The sequence below is a fragment of the Streptomyces sp. NPDC042364 genome (assembly GCF_056437585.1).
This window is the reverse complement of record NZ_JBWKAJ010000017.1, coordinates 77,358-101,719: the sequence shown is the minus strand read 5'-3', so window position 1 is coordinate 101,719 and position 24,362 is coordinate 77,358. Positions and strand designations below refer to the sequence as shown.

General features: G+C 71.1%; 20 protein-coding genes. 8 read left to right on the top strand and 12 right to left on the bottom strand.

From position 1 onward, the window contains the following. Positions 1 to 22 precede the first annotated feature (22 nt). Complete coding sequence (locus AC067N_RS28750) at positions 23 to 1,312, bottom strand: SWIM zinc finger family protein (RefSeq protein WP_478681785.1); 1,290 nt, start codon at positions 1,310 to 1,312, stop codon at positions 23 to 25. After that, entirely contained in the window at positions 1,309 to 4,185 is a 2,877-nt protein-coding gene (locus AC067N_RS28745; protein WP_478681831.1) for a DEAD/DEAH box helicase, read from the bottom strand. Before AC067N_RS28745 ends, AC067N_RS28750 begins: the two co-directional genes overlap by 4 nt. A 262-nt stretch (positions 4,186 to 4,447) precedes the next feature. On the opposite strand from AC067N_RS28745, the gene AC067N_RS28740 reads away from it, so the two are divergent. Next, complete coding sequence (locus AC067N_RS28740) at positions 4,448 to 4,636, top strand: hypothetical protein (RefSeq protein WP_478681784.1); 189 nt, start codon at positions 4,448 to 4,450, stop codon at positions 4,634 to 4,636. Positions 4,637 to 4,700: 64 nt separating this feature from the next. Here the strand turns inward: AC067N_RS28740 and AC067N_RS28735 are convergent, their stop codons facing one another. The 3 genes from AC067N_RS28735 to AC067N_RS28725 all read right to left on the bottom strand — a co-directional run bounded on the left by AC067N_RS28735 (position 4,701) and on the right by AC067N_RS28725 (position 6,807). Next, a complete protein-coding gene (locus tag AC067N_RS28735; protein ID WP_478681783.1) occupies positions 4,701 to 5,543 on the bottom strand; it encodes a hypothetical protein in 843 nt (280 codons plus the stop codon). A gap of 138 nt (positions 5,544 to 5,681) precedes the next feature. Further along, a complete protein-coding gene (locus AC067N_RS28730; protein ID WP_478681782.1) occupies positions 5,682 to 5,978 on the bottom strand; it encodes a hypothetical protein in 297 nt (98 codons plus the stop codon). A 229-nt stretch (positions 5,979 to 6,207) separates the two neighbouring features. Continuing rightward, complete coding sequence (locus AC067N_RS28725; protein WP_478681781.1) at positions 6,208 to 6,807, bottom strand: class I SAM-dependent methyltransferase; 600 nt, start codon at positions 6,805 to 6,807, stop codon at positions 6,208 to 6,210. A gap of 385 nt (positions 6,808 to 7,192) precedes the next feature. Here AC067N_RS28725 and AC067N_RS28720 point away from each other — a divergent pair, with 385 nt between their 5' ends. Then, positions 7,193 to 7,798 (top strand): GTP-binding protein, encoded by a 606-nt coding sequence (locus AC067N_RS28720; RefSeq protein ID WP_478681780.1) that lies wholly within the window; start codon positions 7,193 to 7,195, stop codon positions 7,796 to 7,798. Between the two features lie 47 nt (positions 7,799 to 7,845). On the opposite strand, the gene AC067N_RS28715 is transcribed toward AC067N_RS28720, so the two are convergent. After that, entirely contained in the window at positions 7,846 to 8,274 is a 429-nt protein-coding gene (locus tag AC067N_RS28715; protein WP_478681779.1) for a PPOX class F420-dependent oxidoreductase, read from the bottom strand. 96 nt (positions 8,275 to 8,370) lie between these two features. Here AC067N_RS28715 and AC067N_RS28710 point away from each other — a divergent pair, with 96 nt between their 5' ends. After that, positions 8,371 to 8,784: a roadblock/LC7 domain-containing protein gene (locus AC067N_RS28710; protein WP_478681778.1), complete on the top strand. Its 414-nt coding sequence runs from the start codon at positions 8,371 to 8,373 to the stop codon at positions 8,782 to 8,784. A gap of 123 nt (positions 8,785 to 8,907) precedes the next feature. Next, complete coding sequence (locus AC067N_RS28705) at positions 8,908 to 9,861, top strand: DUF6397 family protein (protein WP_478681777.1); 954 nt, start codon at positions 8,908 to 8,910, stop codon at positions 9,859 to 9,861. Positions 9,862 to 9,913: 52 nt separating this feature from the next. On the opposite strand, the gene AC067N_RS28700 is transcribed toward AC067N_RS28705, so the two are convergent. Then, on the bottom strand, positions 9,914 to 10,789 hold the full coding sequence (locus AC067N_RS28700; RefSeq protein WP_478681776.1) for an acyl-CoA thioesterase: 876 nt from the start codon (positions 10,787 to 10,789) through the stop codon (positions 9,914 to 9,916). Positions 10,790 to 10,808: 19 nt separating this feature from the next. After that, positions 10,809 to 13,322: a DEAD/DEAH box helicase gene (locus AC067N_RS28695; protein ID WP_478681775.1), complete on the bottom strand. Its 2,514-nt coding sequence runs from the start codon at positions 13,320 to 13,322 to the stop codon at positions 10,809 to 10,811. 166 nt (positions 13,323 to 13,488) lie between these two features. On the opposite strand from AC067N_RS28695, the gene AC067N_RS28690 reads away from it, so the two are divergent. Next, positions 13,489 to 14,283 (top strand): metal-dependent hydrolase, encoded by a 795-nt coding sequence (locus AC067N_RS28690; RefSeq protein ID WP_478681774.1) that lies wholly within the window; start codon positions 13,489 to 13,491, stop codon positions 14,281 to 14,283. Between the two features lie 26 nt (positions 14,284 to 14,309). On the opposite strand, the gene AC067N_RS28685 is transcribed toward AC067N_RS28690, so the two are convergent. The 3 genes from AC067N_RS28685 to AC067N_RS28675 form a co-directional block, all read right to left on the bottom strand. Beyond that, positions 14,310 to 14,780 carry a DUF5709 domain-containing protein gene (locus tag AC067N_RS28685; RefSeq protein WP_478681773.1) on the bottom strand — a complete coding sequence of 157 codons (471 nt, stop codon included), beginning with the start codon at positions 14,778 to 14,780 and terminating at the stop codon, positions 14,310 to 14,312. A gap of 501 nt (positions 14,781 to 15,281) precedes the next feature. Beyond that, positions 15,282 to 17,063 carry an ABC transporter ATP-binding protein gene (locus AC067N_RS28680; RefSeq protein ID WP_478681772.1) on the bottom strand — a complete coding sequence of 594 codons (1,782 nt, stop codon included), beginning with the start codon at positions 17,061 to 17,063 and terminating at the stop codon, positions 15,282 to 15,284. Next, complete coding sequence (locus AC067N_RS28675) at positions 17,060 to 18,910, bottom strand: ABC transporter transmembrane domain-containing protein (protein WP_478681771.1); 1,851 nt, start codon at positions 18,908 to 18,910, stop codon at positions 17,060 to 17,062. Before AC067N_RS28675 ends, AC067N_RS28680 begins: the two co-directional genes overlap by 4 nt. Positions 18,911 to 19,204: 294 nt before the next feature. Between AC067N_RS28675 and AC067N_RS28670 the strand changes: the two genes are divergently transcribed. Beyond that, positions 19,205 to 19,915: a L,D-transpeptidase family protein gene (locus AC067N_RS28670; RefSeq protein ID WP_478681770.1), complete on the top strand. Its 711-nt coding sequence runs from the start codon at positions 19,205 to 19,207 to the stop codon at positions 19,913 to 19,915. Positions 19,916 to 20,125: 210 nt separating this feature from the next. After that, positions 20,126 to 21,589 (top strand): cation:dicarboxylate symporter family transporter, encoded by a 1,464-nt coding sequence (locus AC067N_RS28665; protein WP_478681769.1) that lies wholly within the window; start codon positions 20,126 to 20,128, stop codon positions 21,587 to 21,589. Between the two features lie 156 nt (positions 21,590 to 21,745). Here the strand turns inward: AC067N_RS28665 and AC067N_RS28660 are convergent, their stop codons facing one another. Further along, entirely contained in the window at positions 21,746 to 22,201 is a 456-nt protein-coding gene (locus AC067N_RS28660) for a MarR family winged helix-turn-helix transcriptional regulator (RefSeq protein ID WP_478681768.1), read from the bottom strand. A 186-nt stretch (positions 22,202 to 22,387) separates the two neighbouring features. On the opposite strand from AC067N_RS28660, the gene AC067N_RS28655 reads away from it, so the two are divergent. Further along, positions 22,388 to 24,322 (top strand): ABC transporter ATP-binding protein, encoded by a 1,935-nt coding sequence (locus AC067N_RS28655; protein ID WP_478681767.1) that lies wholly within the window; start codon positions 22,388 to 22,390, stop codon positions 24,320 to 24,322. Positions 24,323 to 24,362 lie beyond the last annotated feature (40 nt).

Sequence of the window (24,362 nt, the reverse complement as noted above, 5' to 3'; positions counted from 1 at the left end):
CACGCACGCGCGCCCGGCGGGTTCACACCTCGGCGTCGACCGAAGCCAGTGCCGTCGCCGGATCATGGGCGGCCGGGCCCGCCGGTGCCCAACGGCCCCGCTCCTTGCGGTACGGCCACCATCGTCCGTCGCGTCCCAGGCGAAGCTGGGCCGAGCCGCCGACCACGGTCCACCGGTTGTGGGCAGGGCGCAGCCGCGGCCGTTCGTCCTCGTCCCAGGCGGCCGTCAGGGCGGCACGCGCGCGTGCGAGCGCCTCCGCCCGCACCGGCCACTCCTCGTCGAGGACGGCCAGCCCGGCCGCGCCGCCGTACCGCCAGGCGCGGACCGCGAGCGCCATCCCCTCCCGGTCACGCCCGGAGCCCTCCGCGAGCCGTGCCGCCACGCTCGGCTCCGGGTCACCGGAGGCAAGGCGCACCGCGTCCTGGTGCGGTGACGGCTCTTCCTCCACGGCCTGCTGATCATGTCCCGCGCTCAGGGCCTCGGCCAGCAGGCGGTGGGCCTCCCGGGCGGTCCGCGCCGCCAGGAACTCGAGCGCGGCCGGGTCGACACCGGGGCCGGGCGGGACCTCGGTGTCCAGGGACGGCGGCATACCGGGCTCAGCGGGCAACCCGGGCGGCGTGGGAAGCGGAGGCAGGATGTCCCCGGCCGCGTACGCCTCGACGGCGTCCAGCCCGTCCTGGGGGCTCTCCGGTGCCCTCTGCCCCGCCGCCGCGGGGGTGACACTGCGGACCTGAAGCTCGTCCAGCAGAGCGCGCTCGGCCCGCCCCCGTATCAGCAACAGGACGAACGGATCCCCGTCGAGCAGTCGCGCCACCTGGTAGCAGAGCGCAGCGGTGTGCCGGCAGTGGTCCCAGGCACCGCAGTCGCACTCCGCCTCCAGATCGCCGAGCCCGGGCAGCAGGTCGACCCCTGCCGTCCCGGCATCCTCGACGAGATGCGGCGGCATCTCACGGTCGAGCAGGGCGGCGATGTGCCCGGACCGCTCGACGGCCGTCCCGAGGAAACGGTCCCAGTGCTCCTCGGACAGCTCCTGGAGCAGGACGTCGGCGCGATGGGCCGTGCCGTCGCTGTCCTGGACCACGGCGGTGACCCGACCGGGGCGCACGGACACGGCGCCCACCGCTCCCGCGCGCGCGAGTCTGCGCCCCGCCTTCAGCTGCGCGGAGTCCAGCGCCGTGTCCTCCAGCGCCTTCAACCAGGCCATGCCCCACCACGTCTGCGCGAATCCCCGCCCGTGCACCGGCGCGAGTGCGGCGAACGTGCGCTCTGCGCACTGTCCGGTGTGTCCGGTGTGTTCGGTGTTTCCGGTCATCGTGCGCCCCCTCGCAGCTCCACCAGGTCGGCCAGTTCCGCGTCGGACAGCTCGGTGAGAGCCGTGTCGCCGGAACCCAGCACCGCCTCCGCCAACGCACGCTTGCGGACCAGCATGTCCGCGATGCGGTCCTCGATCGTTCCCTCCGTGATCAGCCGGTGCACCTGCACCGGCCGCGTCTGGCCGATGCGGTACGCCCGGTCGGTGGCCTGGGCCTCGACGGCCGGGTTCCACCAGCGGTCGTAGTGCACGACGTGCTCCGCCCGCGTCAGGTTCAGACCCGTGCCGGCCGCCTTCAAGGACAGCAGGAAGACGGGTACTCCACCTTCCTGGAAGCTCTCGACCATCGCCTCGCGCTCCGGGATCGGTGTGCCGCCGTGCAGGAACCGCGTGGGCACCCCACGCGCCGCGAGATGGCGCTCCAGGAGCCTCGCCATCCCCACGTACTGGGTGAACACCAGAACGCTCGCTCCCTCGGAGAGGATGGTGTCCAGCAACTCGTCCAGCAGCTCCAGCTTCCCCGATCTGCCGACGATCCGTGGACGCTCCTCCTTCAGGAACTGCGCGGGGTGATTGCAGATCTGCTTGAGCCCGGTGAGCAGCTTCACGATCAGGCCGCGCCGTTCCATGCCGTCGGCCGCGGAGATCTCCGTCATGGTCTCGCGGACCAGCGCCTCGTACAGGCCCACCTGCTCCCTGGTGAGCGACACGGCGCGGTCCGTCTCCGTCTTCGGCGGCAGCTCCGGTGCGATGCCCGGGTCCGACTTGCGGCGCCGCAGCAGGAACGGCCGTACGAGACGGGCCAGCCGCTCCGCGGCGGCGGGATCGCGGCCGCCCTCGACCGCCTGCGCGTACCGGGTACGGAAGGTGCCGAGCCTGCCGAGCAGCCCCGGGGTCGTCCAGTCGAGGATCGCCCACAGCTCGGACAGGTTGTTCTCCACCGGCGTGCCCGTGAGCGCCACGCGTGCGCGTGCGCCGATGGTGCGCAGTTCCTTCGCCGTGGCCGAGTACGGGTTCTTCACGTGCTGTGCCTCGTCCGCCACGACCATGCCCCAGGGCACGTCGCCGAGCCGCGGCGCGTCGAGCCGCATCGTGCCGTATGTGGTGAGGACGAACTCCCCGTCCGCCAGCCCGTCCACGGTGCGCCCGGCTCCGTGGAAGCGGCGCACCGCGACGCCGGGCGCGAACCTCTCGATCTCACGTTGCCAGTTGCCCATCAGCGAGGCCGGGCAGACGACGAGCGTGGGGCCCGCGGAGGAGGCGTCGGACTGCCGGTGCAGATGCAGGGCGATCAGTGTGATCGTCTTGCCCAGGCCCATGTCGTCCGCCAGGCAGCCGCCCAGTCCGAGAGACGTCATCCGGGCCAGCCAGTTGAGTCCCCGCAGCTGGTAGTCGCGCAACGTCGCGGCGAGCCCGGACGGCTGCCCCACCGGCTCCTGCCCCTCCGGGTCCGACAGCCGCTCCCGCAGCGTCGCCAGCCACCCCGTGGGCCGTACGTCGACCATCCGGCCGTCGACCTCGGTGGCGCCCGTCAGGGCGGCGCCGAGCGCGTCGACGGGGGACACCTTGTGGTCCTGCTGCGCACGGGCGCGGCGGATCTCCTCGGGGTCCACGAGGACCCACCGGTCGCGCAGCCGCACCATCGGGCGGTTCGCCTCCGCCAGCACGTCCAGCTCCCCGCGGGTCAGCCGCTGGTCGCCCAGAGTGAACCACCAGTCGAAGGCGAGCAGTGCGTCGGCGGACAGGAACGACGGAGTGTCGGACGATCCCGCGCTGGGCCCGGTCGTGGCGGGCCCGGTCCCCGCGTGGTCCTGCACGGCGCCCGGCGGACCGATGACCGCGCGGGCGGTCAGCGTCCGCGCCAGCTCCTTGGGCCAGTGCACGTCGACGCCGGCGGTGGCCAGCATCCGGGCCCCCTCGCCCAGGAGCTCGGTGACCTCCTCGTCGGCGAGTTCCACCGAGTCCGGCACGGCCGCCGAGAGCATCGGCGTGAGCGGAGCCCAGGCACGTGCCGCGCGGCGCAGCGCGAGCAGGGCGTCCATCCGAGCGCGAGGGCCGAAGGCATCGGCGCCGGTCCACACGGCGGAGGCGTCCGCCACCAGCGCCGGGTCGCTGACGCTGTGGACCTGGAGGACGGCCCGGAACGACAGCTGCGCCCCGTCACCGTCGGCCGTGGCGAGACCCGGGACCTCCATGCGAAGCGACAGGCGGACGCCGGCGTCGTGTCCGGCGGCGACATCGGCGGCCCAGGCACGCTGCTCGGGTACCGACCGCGGTTCCCGCGCCGCGAAGGCCGGGCCACCCGCGGCGAGGGCCGCGGCGGGGGAACGGGGGAGTGCGTCGGCGACCGCGTCGAGGAACGCGCGCAGCAGCCGCTCGGGGTCCGGCAGGCGCAGCGGCGGGGTGTGGTCGAGTGGCAGGGCATGTGCCTCCGGCGGCATCGCGGCGGCCAGCTCACGGATCCGTTCCAGGTCCTCCGCCCGCAGCGGGCCGACCCGCCATGCGTCATGGCCGCCGGCGGTCACACCCGGCAACAGGAGTCCCCGTGCGACGAGGTGGAGGGCCAGGACGGCGGCGGTACCCCAGAAGACGGTCGATCTGTCGGCACCCGCCGTGGCGCGCGCACGCGTCAGCACCGGCAGAGCGGCGCTCACCGGGAGCGACACGACGGGCACCGTCACCAGCTCGACACCGGCCTCGCCGGGCAGGACGACCGCCGACTCCCCGGCGGACCCCGCCGCGACACGAGGCGGCGCCGTGCCGTCGGGCCGCCGGAAGACGAAACGGCCGGTGCGGGCCGGGTCGTGGGCCACGAATGAGGCCTGGCAGCGGGCCAGCTCGGAGACTTCGTACGAGGTCACCGCGAAATGCATGGGCACAGGGATGCTGGACTCCTCAAATTTGACTACTGCAGCTCAGAGTCGCCGAGGTTACATCACTTCAAACGCCCCCAAGGCGCTTTCGAGGGTGACGTGGGTCACGATACGGGTGGCGGTGTCGGTGAAACAGGGCCGTCTCAGGGTTGCGCCGAGGGTGGAGTCAGGGTTGCGTCAGGGTCGTGGTCCGGAACCCCGGGGAGCGGGCGGCCGTTTTCAGGACAGAGAGCGGCAGTGGGCCGCGAAGGAGGCGACGGAGATGTCGAAGAGCACCAAGATCGTCGCAGGGGGTGCGGCAATCGGGATCGTCCTGCTGTTCCTGTTGCCGTTCCCTTTCTGGGCCAATCTCCTGATAGTCCTGGGGATCCCCACGGCCGCGTACCTCACGCTCGACCCCTCACAGCGGCGCAGGCTGCGCAGGGCCGGCCGCAAGGAACTCGGGCGCTGAGGGGTGTCGCCGGCCCGCGTATCGGCCGGCGACACTCGGCAGAGCAGGGGCCAGGGCCCGGGGCTCAGTTGGGGCGTACCGCGATCTTGTCGAGGGACTCCAGAAGGCCGGGCAGCTCCGGGCCCCGACCCACCGGGAGCACTTCGCCCGGCTCGTCGTCGAGAAGGACGAAGGCGATGTCGTCGGTCCTGGCCACCATGGACCAGCCGGGACCGTCGGCGCGGAGGGTCCGCGCGTCGCCCGGCGCGAACGACGAGCGCACACGGCCGAGGGGCGGGGGCGACTCCACATAGGCGCGCGCCTCCGCAAGGACACGGCGGATGCCCGTGCGGACACCGCCCTGGTCGCCGGGCTGAGCGGTGTCTCCGGTCCCCGCCGCGCTCCCACCGTTCTGTCCGGCGAGCGCGGAGTCGTCGATCTGATCGCGCCAGGTGCTCCACTGCAGCGCGATCTCGTCGGCACCGAGGCGCCGCTGGGCGGGCCCCCAGACGGTGGTGTCCGGCGGGCTCAGCGGCGGCCGGTCCGACACCTCCGGGTCCGGGTCGTGCGGAGCGGGCACACCGGGAGCGGCCACGGCCACCGCGAGGGGCCAGCCGGGCAGTGCGGCCACCACGGAGTCCTCGTCGGGCGACAGGTCGTACTCCATTCCGCAGTCCCACGAGGCGATGGCCACGGCCACCAGTGACACGTCGTCCACCACGACCGTCCACCGGGCGCCGTCGCCGTCCTGCCCCAGGACGAGCCCGTAGCCGTCGGCGAGCGGGGCGAGACCGAGTGCCGCGCAGGCCTCGGGGTAGTCGTCCCCCAACACGCTCGGGAAGTTCGCGGGCGTGAGCAGTACCGCCGTCAGCACATACAGTGCGTCGTCGTCCCCGGCGGCGACGGCGTTGTCGTCCGTCCCGGCCATGCCGGCCTCCCATCGCTCTCGCTCGTCCGTCGGCGCACCCTAATGCGCCCGGCGGGCGCTTGTCACGAGAGACGAAACCCACCCAGAGCTGCGGTGTCCGGCCGGACAGGGGCGAATCGACCGGTGATCCCCACTCCGTCAGGCGGCGGGCAGCCCCAGAAGCGAGCGGGCCACCGTCTGCGGCGACTCGTCCCGCTCGCGTGCCAGCGCTATGACCGCACGGCAGGCCAGCTCGCTCACCCCGAACGACAGCGCCTCGGGTGACACCCAGGTGACCGCCTCGTCTATCCGGTCCTGGTCGTCGTCGGCGCACGCCGAGATGTAGGCGGCGGCCGCCTCGAACAGGTTGTGCGTGCGTTTCTCCTCCCGCGTCGTCGCTTCGGTGCGCGTCGAGCTGAGGAATCTCTCGAAGGACTTGCGGAGCCTGTCGAACATAAGGGCTTCCTTCCCCCGTCCCGGTATGCACGGACCGTTCACATGTTCCTACTCAACGTAGAGACGGAGTCGCGTCGGCAGAAGAGGGTCTACCCCGGGCCGGGGCTTGTGCCGAGGGCTCCGCCCCTCGGACAGTGCAGGTCACGGGGTGTCCTACCTTTCAAGGGTGGTTGCTCCGGTCATTCGTAAGATCGGAGGGTCCAGGGGTTCTGGGTATGGCTGATTACAGTCAGTCGGCGCGCACGGCGAGTGCGAGGAATCGGCTGTCCTCGTCGACGTACGACGTCATGTGCCAGCCCGAACCGGCCAGCAGTGGGCCGAGGTTCGCCTCCGCCCGGAGATCGTCCGGGGTGATCTGCCGTCCCTGGCGCGCTGCGAGCGCCGCCCTGCCGATCGGATGGAAGAGCGCCAGTGTGCCGCCCGGTCGGACCACCCGCGCGAGTTCCCGGAGATTCCCGGCGGGGTCCGGAAGGTGAGCGATGAGCCCTGCCGCGAACACCGCGTCCAGGGACTGGGTACGCAACGGCAGCGCCGCCACGTCCGCGAGCAGCAACTGCCCGTCGCTCTGCCGTCCGGCCCGTACGGCGGCATCGAGCATCGCGGGCGTCAGATCGGCGCCCAGGACGACCCCGGAGGGGCCTACGGCCACCCGCAACGGCGTCAGTGCCCGGCCAGTGCCGCAGCCCGCGTCGAGCACACGATCACCCCGCCGCAGGCCGAGCTCGGCGACGGCGGCGGCGTAGGCGGGCCCGTCGTCGGGGAACCGGGTGTCCCAGTCGGCGGCCCGTGCTGTGAAGAAGTCCTGGACGTGCGTGGGGTCGTAGCTCATGTTCCGCATGATCCCCCACCGCGGGGGAGCGGGCACGGCGGGCATGTTCGAGCGCGAGGCGATCATTCCGGCGCCTATCTACGCCACATTCCAGCACTTCCACGCGGAGATCCATCAGAACGGCCCTGGCGTCCCGAAGCCACGGGACACCTGGACCACGCCGCCTTCGGCTGGCCGGCCCCTGAGCTGCCGTATGGATGGACCGCGGTGCGGGACCGTCCCGTACGCACATGTGCATCCAACCGGGCACCGAACGCGCACGAGTCGGTCGTTGCCATGAAAATCCGGTCCAACTGCCCGCCGTCGAGCGGTAGTTGTCATGATGCTGACTCCGCACGACGGCACCGATGCCGATCTTGCCCAGCACTCCCGAGAGAAGTGATCGATGGCCTCCGAGTACTGCGACACGACGGACGACGACACGGGCGCCCTGACACTGAAGGTCCTTGTCGCCGGCGGCTTCGGCGTGGGCAAGACCACCCTGGTGGGTGCGGTCAGTGAGATCACGCCGTTGCGCACCGAGGAACGCCTGAGCGAGGCCGGCCGGCCGGTGGACGACACCGGCGGAGTCGAGCAGAAGGCCACCACGACCGTGGCCATGGACTTCGGCCGCATCACCATCCGGTCCGGACTCTCGCTCTATCTGTTCGGCACCCCGGGGCAGGACAGGTTCTGGTTCCTGTGGGACGAGTTGGCCCAGGGCGCGTTGGGGGCCGTCGTCCTGGCGGACACCAGACGACTCCAGGACTGCTTCCCGGCGGTGGACTTCTTCGAGCACCGGCACATCCCTTTCGTGGTAGCCGTCAACTGCTTCCCCGGGGCCGGTTCCTACGGCACCGACGATGTGTCACGCGCCCTCGATCTCGACCAGGGAACGCCCGTGGTCCTCTGCGACGCGCGGGACCGCGACTCCGGCAAGCACGTACTGATAAGCCTGGTCGAGTACGCCGGGCGGATGCACACCGCCCGGCTGCTCGCCTCGGTGAGCTGACACGCCCCGGTGGGTTCGAATACCGACAGGAGCAACGGGGGTCGGCGTCAGTCGGAAACGCCGGAATACGCGAGGACCTTGTCCAGGCGCACCCGCACGAGAAGCTCGCCCGGCACACCGTTGCGAGCGCCGAACTCCTCGGCCCGCTCCTCGCCCATGTAGCGAGCGCCAATACGCGCGGCCCAGTGGCGCACCTCGTCGAGGTCCTCGGAGAGTTCCGCCCGGCCTTCCAGCACCACGAAGTCGTACGGCGGCAGATCGGAGTCCACACAGAGCGCCACGCGGCCGTCCCTGGCCAGATTCCGTCCCTTGACACTTTCTTTGCCGGTGTTGAAGAGCACCTCGTCGCCGTGCAGCAAGAACCAGATGGGCGTGACGTGAGGACGTCCGTCGGCACGGGAGGTCGCCAGTTTTCCGGTGCGCGTTCCGTGGGAGACGAAGGCCCGCCATTCCTTGTCGGTCATCTTCTTTGCCATGTCCCCATCCTGCTTGCCCCGGCGGCAGCGGTGGGGAAGGCTGAACCGTCGAATCCTCCTCGACAGGGGGAACGACGCAAACGGGGAGTAGGAAAAATGCCGCAGAACGCGGGACTCGGTTGGTTGTTGGACGATTTGACCGAGCGCGTGGAACCCGTACGACACGCACTGGTGCTGTCCAGCGACGGACTGGTCACGGCGGCCAGTACAGGGCTCAGACGTGAGGACGCCGAGCACCTCGCCGCGGTCTCCTCCGGTCTGCACAGCCTCGCCAGGGGCTCGGGACGCCACTTCGGCGCCGGCGACGTACGGCAGACGATGATCGAGTTCGACGACGCCATACTCTTCGTCACAGCGGCGGGCGCGGGCAGTTGCCTGTGCGTGCTCAGCGCCGCGGAAGCGGACGTCGGTCAGATCGGCTATGAGATGACCCTGATGGTGAACCGTGTCGGCGAACACCTCGGCGTGGACGCCCGGAAGCCCGAACAATCCGCCACCAGAGACACCTGACCTGCGATTTCAGTACCCGGTTCCAAGTTATCCACAGGCCCGCCACGACTTTCCGTGAACGGGCTACGGTTTTCCCGAGGCGACGCGAACCAGCGCCGCAGCACCGCACGGGGGAGAACCACCATGACCCGAAACACCATCACACGACCTGCCGCACCCACCGCGGCGACCGTCGCCCCGGTATCTCCGGGGGCAGCCGGCCGGCCTCTGGCCCAGAGCCGCGCCGCCCGCGAACTGGGCCTGAAGCGGCACGAACTCGACCTCGCCGTACACCTCGGATGCGTACGAACCGTCGTCGACGGGGGAGGTGGAGGACGCCGAGTCACCCGCGGCGAGATCGACCGGCTCCGTGCCGAGAAGGGCTTCCCGCAGACACTGCGCGCGAGGATCGAAGCCGTGGGCTCCACGGAAGCCGCCGCGATCCTGGACGTGGCGCCGACACGCTTCGTGCGCCTCGCACGACTGGGGTTCGTCACACCCGTCGCGTTCCGTCTGAACCGCTACCGCGCCGTCGTCTGGCTCTACCTGGCGGAAGAACTGCGGCGGTTCGCGACCGAGGAGGACAACGCCCAGTGGCTGACGGGCCGCCTCCCGCAAGAGCTGAGGGCCCGACTGGACGCGGGGCTCGATCTGCGGCCCAGGAACTGGCGAGGGCGTCATCTCGGATCTCTCCTGCGGCTGGCGGACGACCCCTGGGCCCGCGCCGCCGCGCCGGCCTCCCTCCTCGGCCCCGTTCAGGTCGCGGAGACCGTCCGGGACCCCTACGAGCGCGCCCACCTCAACCGGCACCGGCCCGCACGGGCCGATCAGGACCTGTCCGACTCACCCGCCGCCCGGCTCACCACCACGATCATGACGGCGGACGACCCCGACGAGATCGAGTGGCTGCGGGCGGACCTCCGGCAGGCCCTCGTCGAGGCCCGCGCGCACCGCCTGGCGCCGAGGCCCCGCCGGAAGGAACCGGCCCCGCACCCGGCGAGGAACGTCAGGCGTGCCCCGAAACGCCCCGGGACACCGGGCCCGGTGTCAGAGAGGCGACACGGCCTGCGCGGCTGGCTGAAACGGAGACACCCCTGACCGGTCGGACGGGCGCGGTGAGGCCGGCGCCCGACGCCGATGGGCGGAGGCTTCAGGAACCGAGCTTGCGGAACAGCCCCTCCTGGACGACCGACACGAGCAGACGCCCCTCCAGGTCGTAGATACGACCACGGGCCAGACCACGGCCGCCCACCGCGATGGGCGACTCCTGGTCGTACAGGAACCACTCGTCCGCCCGGAACGGCCGATGGAACCACATGGCGTGGTCCAGCGAGGCCATGTCGAAGCCGCGCGGCCCCCACAGCGGCTCGACGGGGATGCGGACGGCGTCCAGGAGGGTCATGTCGCTGGCGTACGTCAGCGCGCAGGTGTGGACGAGCGGATCGTCACCCAGGGGACCCACCGCCCGCATCCACACGGCGCTGCGCGGCTCCGCGTTCTCGACCTCCTCGGGGGTCCAGCGCAACCGGTCGACATACCGGATGTCGAAGGGCTGACGCCGCGCCATGCGCTCCAACTGCTCCGGCAGCGCGCCCAGATGATCCGTGATCTCCTGCGCCAGCGTCGGCAGCGACTCGGGGTCCGGCACCTCGCGGGCCGGCGGCAGCTGATGCTCGAAGCTCCCCTCTTCAGGCTTGTGGAAGGAGGCGGTCAGATTGAAGATCGTGCGGCCCTGCTGCACGGCGGTGACCCGACGCGTGGTGAACGACCGCCCGTCGCGGACCCGCTCGACCTGGTACACGATCGGCACCCCCGGTCGCCCCGGGCGCAGGAAGTACGCGTGCAGGGAATGCACGGGCCGGTCTCCCTCGGTGGTACGGCCGGCGGCGACCAGCGCCTGGCCGGCCACCTGGCCGCCGAAGACCCGCTGCAGGGACTCCTGCGGGCTGCGGCCTCGGAAGATGTTCACCTCGATCTGCTCCAGGTCGAGGAGGTCGACGAGCCGCTCGGCGGGGTTGGTCGTCATCTGCAGGCCTCTCCCATGCTCACAGCTGGCCGACGTCGGTGACCCTGACGACGGCACGTCCCTCGGCGTCGGAGGCCGCGAGGTCGATCTCCGCGCTGATGCCCCAGTCATGGTCGCCGTTCGGGTCGGCGAAGGTCTGGCGGACGCGCCACAGCCCGTTCTGCGGCTCCTCCTCGATCATCAGCAGGCGAGGACCGCGGGCGTCGGGGCCGGTGCCGAGCTCGTCGTACTCGTCCCAGTACCTGTCCATCGCCTCACCCCAGCGCTCGGCGTCCCAGCCGGACTCGGCGTCCAGCTCGCCCAGCTCGCCGACCTGGTCGAGGGCGGCCAGCTCGACGCGACGGAACATCGCGTTGCGGACGAGGACACGGAAGGCACGCGCGTTGGAGGTGACCGGCTTGACCTGGTCGGCCTTCTCCTGGGCCTCCTCGGCGGTCATCTCCTCGGGGTTGGCGAGCTGCTCCCACTCGTCGAGGAGGCTGGAGTCGACCTGGCGGACCATCTCGCCGAGCCAGGCGATCAGATCCTCCAAGTCGTCCGACTTCAGGTCGTCGGGGACGGTGTGGTCGAGGGTCTTGTAGGCGCCGGCCAGATAGCGAAGCACGATGCCCTCGGTGCGGGCCAGCTCGTAGTAGGACACCAACTCCGTGAAGGACATCGCCCGTTCGTACATGTCCCGGATCACCGACTTCGGGGACAGCGGATGGTCGCCGACCCACGGGTGGCTCTTGCGGTACGTGTTGTACGCGTGAAAGAGCAGCTCCTCCAGCGGCTTGGGGTAGGTGACGTCCTGGAGCCGCTCCATGCGCTCCTCGTACTCGACACCGTCCGCCTTCATCGCCGCCACGGCCTCACCGCGCGCCTTGTTCTGCTGGGCGACGAGGATCTGCCGCGGGTCGTCGAGCGTCGACTCCACGACGGAGACCATGTCCAGGGCGTACGACGGCGACTCCGGGTCGAGCAGTTCGAACGCGGCCAGCGCGAAGGTGGACAGCGGCTGGTTGAGCGCGAAGTCCTGTTGGAGGTCGACCGTCAGACGGACGATGCGGCCCTCGGCGTCCGGCTCGTCGAGCTTCTCCACGATCCCGCCGTCGAGGAGCGAGCGGTAGATGGCGATGGCCCGCCGGATGTGCCGCAGCTGCTGCTTGCGCGGCTCGTGGTTGTCCTCCAGCAGTCGCCGCATCGCCACGAAGGCGTTGCCGGGACGGGCGATCACCGACAGCAGCATCGTGTGCGTCACCCGGAAACGGGACGTGAGCGGCTCCGGCTCGGAGGCGATGAGCTTCTCGAAGGTGTTCTCCGTCCAGCCGACGAACCCCTCGGGAGCCTTCTTGCGGACCACCTTGCGGCGCTTCTTCGGATCATCGCCCGCCTTGGCGAGCGCCTTCTCGTTCTCGATGACGTGCTCGGGCGCCTGCGCCACCACGTAACCAGCCGTGTCGAAGCCCGCCCGCCCGGCGCGCCCCGCGATCTGGTGGAACTCACGGGCGCGCAGCGTCCGTACCCGGCTGCCGTCGTACTTCGTCAGCGCGGTGAACAGCACCGTCCGGATGGGGACGTTGACGCCTACGCCGAGCGTGTCCGTGCCGCAGATGACCTTCAGCAGGCCGGCCTGGGCCAGCTTCTCCACCAGACGCCGGTACTTGGGCAGCATTCCGGCGTGGTGCACACCGATACCGTGCCGGACGTAGCGGGACAGGTTGCGGCCGAACTTGGTGGTGAACCGGAAGTTGCCGATCAGCTCGGCGATCTGGTCCTTCTCCTCCCGCGTGCACATGTTGATGCTCATCAGCGCCTGCGCCCGCTCCACGGCCTGCGCCTGGGTGAAGTGCACGATGTAGACGGGCGCCTGCTTGGTGGCGAGCAGCTCCGTGAGTGTCTCCGTCAGCGGCGTCAGGACGTAGTCGTACGACAGTGGCACGGGGCGCGTGGCCGAGCGGACCACGGAGGTGGGCCGGCCGGTGCGCCGGGTGAGGTCCTTCTCGAACATCGAGACGTCGCCGAGGGTCGCCGACATCAGGATGAACTGGGCCTGCGGCAGCTCCAGGATGGGGATCTGCCAGGCCCAGCCGCGGTCGGCCTCCGCGTAGAAGTGGAACTCGTCCATCACGACTTGACCGACATCGGCGTCCTTGCCGTCCCGCAGCGCGATGGACGCGAGCACCTCGGCGGTGCAGCAGATGACGGGGGCGTCGGCGTTCACGGACGCGTCGCCGGTGAGCATGCCCACGTTCTCGGTGCCGAAGATCTTGCACAGTTCGAAGAACTTCTCCGAGACCAGCGCCTTGATCGGAGCGGTGTAGAAGGTGACCTCGTCGCGGGCAAGGGCGGCGAAGTGCGCGCCCGCCGCGATCATGCTCTTGCCGGAGCCGGTGGGCGTCGACACGATCACGTTCGCGCCGGAGACCACCTCGATGAGCGCCTCCTCCTGGTGGGGGTAGAGGGTGAGACCGCGTTCCACGGCCCACGACTCGAAGGCTTCGTACAGGGCGTCGGGGTCGGCGGTCCGCGGCAACTGATCGATGAGGGTCACGCCCCCATCTTGCCTGCCCGCGCCCCCAAGGCGGGAATCGGATACCAGGCCGAAGATCGCGAACGCTACGCTGTGGCGCCGACGCAGCGTCGACGCACGTGGACAAGTGGAGAGCGGCCCGGGGCAACCGGACAGCGGCACAGAAGGAATGGGGCGGGGCACGGCCATGATGGGACCAGCACACTCACTGTCCGGGGCCGCGGCGTGGCTCGGAGTAGGGGCGGCGGCGGCCGGGACCGGGCACACCATGCCCTGGCCGGTTCTGCTGGCCGGTGCGCTGATCTGCGCGGGCGCCGCGCTCGCTCCGGACCTGGACCACAAGGCGGCCACGATCTCCCGTTCCTTCGGGCCGCTTTCCCGCTGGGTGTGCGAGATCGTCGACAAGCTCTCGTACGCCGTCTACAAGGCGACGAAGAAGCAGGGAGACCCGCGCCGCTCCGGCGGCCACCGCACGCTCACCCATACCTGGCTGTGGGCCGTGATGCTCGGCGCGGGGGCCTCCGCCGTGGCGATCACGGGGGGCCGCTGGGCGGTGCTGGCGATCCTGTTCGTGCACATGGTGCTTGCGATCGAAGGGCTGTTGTGGCGGGCGGCCCGGGGGTCGAGCAGCGACGTGCTGGTGTGGCTGCTGGCGGCGACCAGCGCCTGGATCATCGCCGGTGTCCTGGACAAACCGGGCAACGGGGCGGACTGGCTGTTCACCGAGCCGGGGCAGGAGTACCTGTGGCTCGGCCTGCCGATCCTGCTGGGTGCACTGGTGCACGACATCGGCGACGCGCTGACCGTCTCGGGCTGCCCGGTCCTGTGGCCGATACCGGTGGGCCGCAAGCGCTGGTACCCGGTCGGTCCGCCCAAGGCGATGAGGTTCCGGGCCGGCAGCTGGGTCGAGCTGCGGGTGCTCATGCCGGTGTTCATGGTGCTCGGGGGCGTCGGGGCGGCCGCGGCCCTGAACGTCATCTGACACCGCGGGTGGCTGGGCGGCCGGGATCAGCCCGTCACCGAGTCCTCGTCCACGATGTGCATCGCCGCCTCCTCGGCGGAGGCCGCCGCGCCGTCGATGCCCACGTCGGTGGCGATCAGCCCGCTCTCCTCGTCCTCGTGCGCGCCCTCGTCGGGGGCGACGAGGCGGCCGGAGCGAGGACCTCCCACCTCGTTGTCCAGCAGCTCACCATCGGTGTCCTGGGTGTCGCCGATGCCGTCCCCGTCGAGGGAAGCGACGTCCGGCAACTCCTCGGCCAGGCGTTGGTCCAGGGTCTCGCCGCGCAGGCGCTCCGCGGCGGTCACACCGGTGTGCTCCACCGCCCATGGCCGCTCCGGTGGCGACCAGCCTCGGTCGAGCGGGTCGTCTACACCGTCGGCGACCAGGGTGTCCTCGGCGTCCAGCAGCCCGGCATCGTCCTGGATCTCCGATCCGTCTGGCTGGTAGACGTCGTCTCCCCATCCGCCGGCTCTGTCCACGGGTACCTCCAGTGGTGGGACGGGCCCGGTGCCACCGTGCGGCGACGGTGGGCGCGCGAACCGCCGGGCAGCGGTCCGACCCCTGCGAACCGGGCGGCTCACGGGCGTCCCCCGAATCAGTGCCCACCACCAGGGTTCCACTCGCCGTCGGCACCACGCAACGTCAGGGCGCCGGACCCGGAAGCGCACGGGCTCTCGACCCCTGCCGCGACGCCCGCGCCGTGGCAGGCGGCGGCCGCGCCCCGGCACCGGTGCCGACGCCGCCACTCGCACCCGCACCTGCGTCGCCCACGTCGTCGGCCCAGGCCGTCTCGATCGGTTCACCGGCACCCCCGACGGCCGCCTCCCCACCTGAACCCTGACCTGTGCCGCCCGCCTCCCCACCCCCATGGCCGCCCCCGGCGGCGCGGATCGGGGACGCCACGGCAAGGGCGGCCGTGGCCGACGACCGGGCGGCGGGCCGACGGGCCCCGAGGTTCCCGAGGCGGTACGGGAGCCGGCTCAGCCGTGCCACGACCGCCACAGCGCGGCGTACGCGCCGTCCGCCGCGACGAGCTGGTCATGGCTGCCCAGCTCGCTGATGCGGCCGTTCTCGACGACGGCGATGACGTCGGCGTCGTGGGCGGTGTGCAGACGGTGGGCGATGGCGACGACGGTGCGGCCGTCGAGGACACGGGCGAGGGAGCGTTCCAGATGACGGGCCGCGCGCGGGTCGAGAAGCGAGGTCGCCTCGTCCAGGACCAGGGTGTGGGGGTCGGCGAGGACCAGCCGGGCCAGCGCGATCTGCTGGGCCTGCGCCGGGGTGAGCGTGAGGCCACCCGAGCCGACCTCGGTGTCCAGGCCGTCCTCGAGCGCCCGTGCCCAGGAGTCGGCGTCGACCGCGCCGAGCGCCGCCCACAGCTCGGCGTCCTCGGCGTGGGTGCGGGCGAGCCGCAGATTGTCGCGCAGGGAGCCCACGAACACGTGGTGCTCCTGGTTGACGAGGGCCACATGGGAGCGGATGTCCTCGGCGGGCATCCGGGACAGTTCGGCACCGCCGAGGGTGATCCGGCCGTCGCGGGGAGCGTAGATGCCGGCGAGGAGCCGGCCCAGGGTCGACTTGCCCGCGCCGGACGGACCGACCAGGGCCAGCCGGGTGCCGGGTGCGACCTCCAGGGACACCCTGCGCAGCACGTCGACGCCCTCGCGGTACCCGAAGCGCACCTGCTCGGCGTGCACATGGCGCCCGTCGGGGGCCACGTCCGGGTCGCCCGCGCCCGGTTCGATGTCCCGCACGCCGACCAGCCGGGCCAGCGACACCTCGGCGACCTGCAGTTCGTCGTACCAGCGCAGGATGAGGTTCACCGGTTCGACGAGCATCTGGGCGATGAGGGCGCCCGTGGTCAGCTGTCCCAGCCCGATCCAGCCCTCCAGGACGAACACCCCACCGATGATCAGCACCGCTCCCAGGACCATGGTGTGGGTGAAGTTGATGACCGGGAAGAGCACCGAGCGCAGCCAGAGGGTGTAGCGCTCCCAGGCCGTCCATTCGCGGATGCGCCGGTTGGACAGCTCGATACGGCGCGCGCCGAGGCGGTGGGCCTCGACGGTGCGTCCGGCGTCGACGGTCTCCGCGAGGACGGCGGCGACGGCCGCGTACCCGGCGGACTCCGAGCGGTACGCGGAGGGCGCCCGTTTGAAGTACCAGCGGCAGCCCGCCACCAGCAGGGGCAGGGCCAGCAGGACGGCGAGCGCCAGCGGGGGCGCCGTCACGGCCAGTCCGCCGAGCAGCAGCGCCACCCACACGACGCCGATCGCGAGCTGCGGTACGGCCTCGCGCATCGCGTTGGCGAGGCGGTCGATGTCGGTGGTGATCCGGGACAGCAGGTCGCCCGTTCCGGCCCGCTCCAGGACACCCGGCGGCAGACCGACCGACCGTACGAGGAAGTCCTCGCGCAGATCGGCCAGCATCCGCTCGCCCAGCACGGCCCCGCGCAACCGCACCTCCCGCACGAACACCGCCTGGACGGCGAGGGCGACGACGAACACTCCGGCGGTGAGCTCGAGATGGAGTTCGCGGGCCCCGTCGGAGACCCGCTCGACGAGCCCGCCCAGCAGGTAGGGGCCCGCCATCGAGGCCACCACGGCGACGGTGTTGACGGCGATGAGCAGGGCGAAGGCCCGGCGGTGGCGGCGGAACAGTTCGGCCACGTAGGCGCGTACGGTCGCTGGGGCGCCGACGGGCAGGGTGTTCGCCGTCGTCGGGGCGGCCGGGTCGTACGCCGGTGGCGCCACGCCGATCATGCGGTCTCCTCGATCTCTTCCAGCGCGTCCAGCACATCGCTGAGCGCGGTCCTGCGGTCCTTCGGCGGCGCGTTCGGCCCGGCGCGGTCCTTCCACACCCCGTCCGCGGCGGCTTCCTCATCCGTCTCACGGGTGACGACGGCCCGGTACCGGGCCTCCTTGTGCACGAGTTCGCGGTGCACGCCCACCGCCGCGACCTCGCCCTCGTGCACCAGCACGACGCGTTCGGCGAGGTCGAGCAGGAGCGGCGAGGAGGTGAGGACGACCGTCGTGCGGCCCGCACGGAGGGCCCGGATGCCGTCCGCGATCCTCGCCTCGGTGTGGGAGTCGACGGCGGAGGTCGGTTCGTCGAGGACCAGGACCTCCGGGTCCGTGATCAGTGAGCGGGCCAGTGCCAGGCGTTGGCGCTGGCCCCCGGACAGGGACCGGCCACGCTCGGTGATGCGCGCGTCCAGCGGGTCCTCGGCGTCCAGGGACCCCTGCGCCAGCGCCTCCAGCACGTCACCGCACTGGGCGGCGGCCAGCGCCTCCTCGGCGGTGACCTCGCCGGAGGCGGGCACGTCGAGCAGGTCGCGGAGGGTACCGGAGAGCAGCACCGGGTCCTTGTCCTGGACGAGGACGGCCGTGCGGGCGGCGTCGAGCGGCAGCTCGTCGAGGGGGACACCGGCCAGGAGCACCGACGTGCCCTCCTCGGGCGCGTGGCCGCCCAGCCGCTCCGCGAGCCGACCGGCCGCGTCCGGGTCGCCGCACACCACCGCGGTGAGACGTCCGGCGGGAGCGAGCAGGCCGGTCTCCGGGTCGTACAGGTCTCCGGAGGGCAGCACGGCCTCGCGTGATCCCTCCGTGGCGGTGGCCCGTTCCAGGGACAGCACCCGGGCGGCCCGTTTGGCGGACGGACGGGAGAAGGAGTACGCCATCGCGATCTCTTCGAAGTGCCTGAGCGGGTACCCGAGGAGCATCACCGCGCTGTACACGGTGACTAGTTCGCCGACGGTGATCCGGCCGTCGCGGGCGAGACCCACGCCGTACCAGACGACCGCGATCATCAGCAGTCCCGGCAGCAGTACCTGGATGCCGGAGATCAGGGCCCACATCCGGGCGCTGCGGACGGCGGCGTGGCGGACCTCCTGGGAGGCGCGGCGGTAGCGGTCGAGGAAGAGGTCCTCGCCGCCGATGCCCCGCAGTACACGAAGGCCGGCGACGGTGTCCGAGGCCAGCTCGGTGGCGCGTCCGGCCTTCTCGCGCTGCTCGTCGGCGCGCCGGGTCGCGTGCGGCAGCAGCGGGAGCACGGCGAGGGCGAGGACGGGTACCCCGATGGCGACGACGATGCCGAGCGCGGGCTGGTAGACCACCAGGGCGACGCAGACCAGGACGACCGTGAGCGCCGCGGCGAGGAAGCGGGAGACGGCCTCGACGAACCAGCCGATCTTCTCGACGTCGCCGGTGGACACCGCGACGACCTCGCCGGCCGCCACCCGGCGGGTCAGGGCGGAGCCGAGCTGGGCCGTCCTTCGGGCCAGGAGCTGTTGGACGCGTGCGGCGGCGGTGATCCAGTTGGTGACCGCGGATCGGTGCAGGAAGGTGTCGCCGAGCGCGATGGTGACACCGCACAGCGCCAGCAGCGCGCCGGAGAGGGCGAGCCGGGTGCCGGAGCGGGCGACCACGGCCTCGATGGCGACGCCGACGCAGAACGGCAGTCCGGCCACGGACGTGAAGTGCAGCAGTCCCCACGCCAGCGCCTTGAACTGCCCGCCGAGTTGGTTGCGGCCCAGCCACCACAGGAATCGGGGACCCGAGCGTGCGTCCGGCACACCGGGGTCTTGGTACGGAAGGTCTTGAATCTGCATGACGTCCCTGTGGGTCGTGTCAGAGGAGGGGGGATAAAGGTGCAAAAGGGGCAGCAAGGCCCGGCGACCGGCCGTGAAAGGTTCGCGTCACGGCGTGGTCGGAGGCAAACGGTTTTCCGCGGCCGGGCAAAGTTTCGGCCTGGACCGCCCGTGTGACGCCTGGTGAGCGGGGGCGGTGGACGCGGAGAACGGGTGCGCGGTGCGACGATGGAGCGCATGCGAACAGGCGGTACGAGGCGTGGAACGGTCGGCGGTGCGAGCGAGGTCAGGGGCGTGGGGCGAGCCGGGTCTGCGATGGCGATCTGCGGAGCGCTGGTGGTTTCGCTGGCGGCGTGCGGTGGTTCGGGCGACACGGGCCGTGCCGGCCCGGGTGGCGCGGACCCGGGCGACAGGGCTGCGCATTCCGGGGCGCGGAAGGCCGATCCGACCCGTATCCCGGATGTCGGCGACCGGCTCCAGAAGCAGATACCCGCGGAGTCCCGCCAGGTGGTGGCCGTGTACGGAGAGGGCGTGGACGACGCCGACTCGAAGATCGTCCTGTACACGAAGAGCGGTCCCGCCTGGAAGGAGACCAGGACCTGGCTCGGTCACAACGGCAAGAAGGGCTGGACGACGGACCATCATGAGGGTGACAAGCGCAGCCCCGTAGGCGTGTTCACGCTCAGCGACGCGGGCGGTGTCCTCGCCGACCCGGGGTCGAAGCTGCCCTACAGTCAGTCGCCGTCGTTCCAGGCTCCGCGCTACTGGGCGAAGTCGCACTGGCACGACTTCGACTACGTCATCGCCATCGACTACAACCGTGTGAAGGGCACCTCGCCGATCGACCCGACGCGCCCGGAGGGCCAGTCCAAGGGTGGCGGCATCTGGCTGCATATGGACCACGGCAGCGGAACGTCGGCCTGCGTCAGCCTGTCCAAGTCGGCCATGGAGTATCTGCTGCGCACCCTCGACCCGGCCGAGCACCCGGTGATCGTGATGGGTGACAGGGCGGCCCTGAAGACCTGAGACCCACGAGACCGTTCGCTGGCCCGGTGCAGGGCGTACTGACCGAGGACCGGATGGCCTGTTGACGTCAAATGCGCGTGATGTGACGTCTGTTCGACGTGTTACGTCGCGGAAACGGGCCGGTCTTCTCCGTGATCGACGACTCCCCGATAGTGATCTGCGTCGGAAGTTCTTTTCCGCATATCAGAAAGTTCCCTCGGAGGAGTGCCCGTGCCGCAGTCCGTACCGTCCCTGCCGCGACGCGTCGCACGCATGCTGCGTACCTCACTGTTCGCACAAGTCGGTGTCGCGCTTGTGCTCGGAATCGTCGTCGGGAGGTTGTGGCCGGACACGGCCACGGCCTTCCAGCCGCTCGGCGACGGTTTCATCCGGCTCATCAAGACCGTCATCTCGCCGCTGGTGTTCTGCGTGGTCGTCGTCGGCATCGCCAAGGCGGGCAATCTGAAGGCCTTCGGGCGGATCGGGTTCAAGGCGCTGATCTGGTTCGAGGTCGCGTCCACGGCCGCGCTGCTCATCGGTCTGATCGCCGCCAACCTCTTCGGCCCCGGCACGGGCATGAACGTCGACCCCTCGAAGCTCGACACCTCGGCGGTGGACGCCAGGACGGCGGGCGGTGAGCTGCCCACGACCGGCGAGTTCATCCTGAACGCGCTGCCGCAGAGCGCGATCGGCGCGTTCGCCGAGAACGCGCTGCTCCAGGTGCTCGTGCTCGCCTGTCTCACCGGTGCCGCGCTGCTGCATCTCGGCCACACCAAGGTGCCGAAGATCCTGCCGGCCATCGAGCAGGCCCAGGAGGTCATCTTCGCGATCGTCGGCTTCGTCATGAAGCTGGCCCCGCTCGCCGTGTTCGGCGCCATGGTCCACCTCGTAGGTGAGTACGGCCTCGGCGTGATGAAGACCTACGCCAAGCTGATCGTCCTCTGCTACGCCGTCGCCGCCGTCTTCCTCGTGCTGCTGGGTGTCGCGCTGAAGCTGATGACCGGGCTGAGCCTGTGGAAGTTCGTCCGCTACACCCGTGCCGAGATGCTGCTGGCGCTCGGTACCGCCTCCAGTGAGAGCGTCCTGCCGCGCATGATGCAGAAGCTGCGGCAGGCGGGCGCCCGGGACGACGCGGTGGGGCTGGTGCTGCCCACCGGGTACTCGTTCAACCTCGACGGCGCGTCCATCTACCTCTCCATCGGCACGCTGTTCATCGCGCAGGCCGTGGGTGTCGACCTCAGCCTCGGCCAGCAGGTCACCGTCGTGTTGGTCCTCATGCTGACCAGCAAGGGCATGGCAGGCATCCCCGGTTCGGCCTTCCTCGCCCTGTCGGCCACCGCGGCCTCGCTCGGGGCGATCCCCGCCGGCGCCGTCGCCCTGCTCCTCGGTGTCGACCGGATCATGGACTCGATGCGCGTCGCCACCAACCTGCTCGGCAACTGCGTCGCCGTCTTCGCCGTCTCCAAGTGGGAGGGCGCGCTGGACACCGTACGGGCGAAGAAGATGCTGGACGGTGAGATCGAGTTCGTGGAGGAAGAGGACGTGGACATGGACGTGGACGGTGCCCCAGTCGCCGCCGGCCACGCCGCCCAGGCCACCGCCCACGCCGCCCCGGCCGCTTCCGTGGGTACCGTGAAGGCCGCCCCTGGGCAGTCGGCCGTCGAGGTCAAGGAGCCCGCCTCCGGGGCGGGTTGATCGCCTCTGCCCACAACGGGGGCCCGGCGCCGCACTGCTGCGCCGGGCCCCTGCCGTGCGCGCCGCGGCGCCCGGAGCGCCACCGCCGAGCGCTGTGTCAGCGCCGCCGTGCCCCAGGACGCCGAGCGCTGTGTCAGCGCCGCCGTGCCCCAGGACTCAGCACACCCGCTCCGTCGCCGGTGTCCCGTCCACCAGTGTGTCGAGGAGGCCGCCCAGTACCTCCCGCTGGTCGTCCGACAGGGGCGAGAGGATCTCCTCGGCGGCGGACCGGCGTGCGTGGTGCAGCTCCTCGAGAACCTTGCGGCCCTCGTCCGTGACCTCGATGCGGATGACCCGCCGGTTGGTGGGGTCGGGCACCCGGCGCACCCGGCCGCTCGCCTCCAGCCCGTCGACCAGGGTCGTCACGGCGCGCGGCACCACTTCCAGGCGCTCGGCGAGATCGGCCATCCGCGGGGGCGCGTCGTAGTGCGCGAGGGTCCGCAACAGCCGGGACTGGGCAGGGGTGATGTCCAGTCCGCTCCGCAGAAGATGGTGCTTCTGGATGCGGTGCACACGGCGGGTCAGCCGCAGCAACTGCTCGGCGAGCAAGCCGTCGGCGTCGGGGGCGGTCATGGAGGAACAATATCAGGATCATGTTCATTGTGAGCATAGGTAACAATGAGCTAGGCTCCGAAATCGCCTCCGCGTCGTTGTCGGAGCCGCAGTGCACGAAAAACGCTGAATCCATGGCCGCACGCACCGCTGAACCTATTACCGGACAACCCGCCACACGGTCCGTGACTCACCCCGTAGGAGCCCATGCATCCCGACGGCCGACCCGCCTGGACCCCCGCCCGTACCGCGCCCGACGGCACCGAGGCGGCCGCCGAAGCCCCTGAGCCGCGGCAGGTCCGCCGCATCCTGAGGCTCTTCCGCCCCTACCGCGGCCGGCTCGCCGTGGTCGGCCTGCTGGTCGGTGCCGCGTCGCTCGCCTCGGTGGCGACGCCCTTCCTGCTCAGGGAGATCCTCGACACCGCGATCCCCGAGGGCCGCCTCGGTCTGCTGAGCCTGCTCGCGCTCGGAATGATCCTCAGCGCGGTGCTCACCAGCATCTTCGGCGTCCTGCAGACACTGATCTCCACGACCGTCGGCCAGCGTGTGATGCACGACCTGCGCACCGCCGTCTACGGACGGCTGCAGCGCATGTCGCTCGCCTTCTTCACCCGCACCCGCACCGGCGAGGTGCAGTCCCGGATCGCCAACGACATCGGCGGAATGCAGGCGACCGTCACCTCCACGGCCACCTCCCTGGTCTCCAACCTCACCAGCGTGGTCGCCACGGTCGTCGCCATGGTCGCCCTGGACTGGCGGCTCACCGTGGTCACCCTGCTCCTGCTGCCACTGTTCGTGTGGATAAGCCGCCGGGTCGGCGACGAACGCAAGAAGATCACCACCCAGCGGCAGAAACAGATGGCCGCGATGGCAGCGACCGTCACCGAGTCGCTCTCCGTCAGCGGCATTCTGCTCGGCCGCACCATGGGCCGTTCCGACTCGCTCACCAAGTCGTTCGCCCAGGAGTCCGAGGAACTGGTCGACCTGGAGGTCAGGTCGAACATGGCCGGGCGCTGGCGCATGGCCGTCATCACGATCGTCATGTCCGCCATGCCCGCCGTCATCTACTGGACGGCCGGCCTCGCGTTCCAGCTCGGCGGCCCGTCCGTCTCGGTCGGCACGCTGGTCGCCTTCGTGTCGCTCCAGCAGAATCTCTTCCGGCCGACCGTGAGCCTGCTCTCCACCGGTGTCCAGATACAGGCCTCGCTCGCGCTCTTCCAGCGCATCTTCGAGTACCTCGACCTGCCCATCGACATCACCGAACCCGAGCACCCGGTCCGCCTCGACCAGGTGAAGGGCGAGGTCCGCTTCGACGGCGTCGAGTTCCGCTACGACGACGGCAAGGGCGCGTCCGCCGCGATCCTCGCCGGCATCGACCTCACCGTCCCGGCGGGCGGCAGCCTCGCCGTCGTCGGCCCCACCGGCGCGGGCAAGTCGACGCTCGGCTGTCTGGTGCCGAGACTGTACGACGTCACGGGGGGCGCCGTCCTGATCGACGGGGTGGACGTGCGTGACCTCGGCTTCGACACCCTGGCCCGGGCGGTCGGCGTCGTCTCCCAGGAGACCTACCTCTTCCACGCCTCCGTCGCCGACAATCTGCGCTTCGCCAAACCGGACGCCACCGACGAGGAGCTCCACGCGGCGGCGCGGGCGGCGCAGATCCACGACCACATCACCTCCCTGCCCGACGGCTACGACACGGTCGTCGGCGAGCGCGGCCACCGCTTCTCCGGCGGGGAGAAGCAGCGCCTCGCCATCGCCCGGACGATCCTGCGCGACCCGCCCGTCCTCATCCTCGACGAGGCGACCAGCGCCCTGGACACCCGTACCGAGCACGCCGTGCAGGAGGCCATCGACGCGCTCTCCGCCAACCGCACCACCATCACGATCGCCCACCGGCTCTCCACCGTCCGCGGCGCCGACCAGATCGTGGTCCTCGACGGCGGGCAGGCGGTCGAACGCGGCACCCACGAGGAGCTGCTGGAGCAGAACGGGCGCTACGCGGCCCTCGTGCGCCGTGACGCCCGGCTCGAACCCGGCGGCGAACCGCACGCGCGGCCTGCCCCGGCCGCCGAAGCTCAGCCGGTCGAGACCGCCCGCCAGGAGGCGTCGCCGCTGCGCCCGATGGAGTCGACAAGATGAAGATATGCCGGGTTTGAGGTGATATGCGGGTTACCGTGCC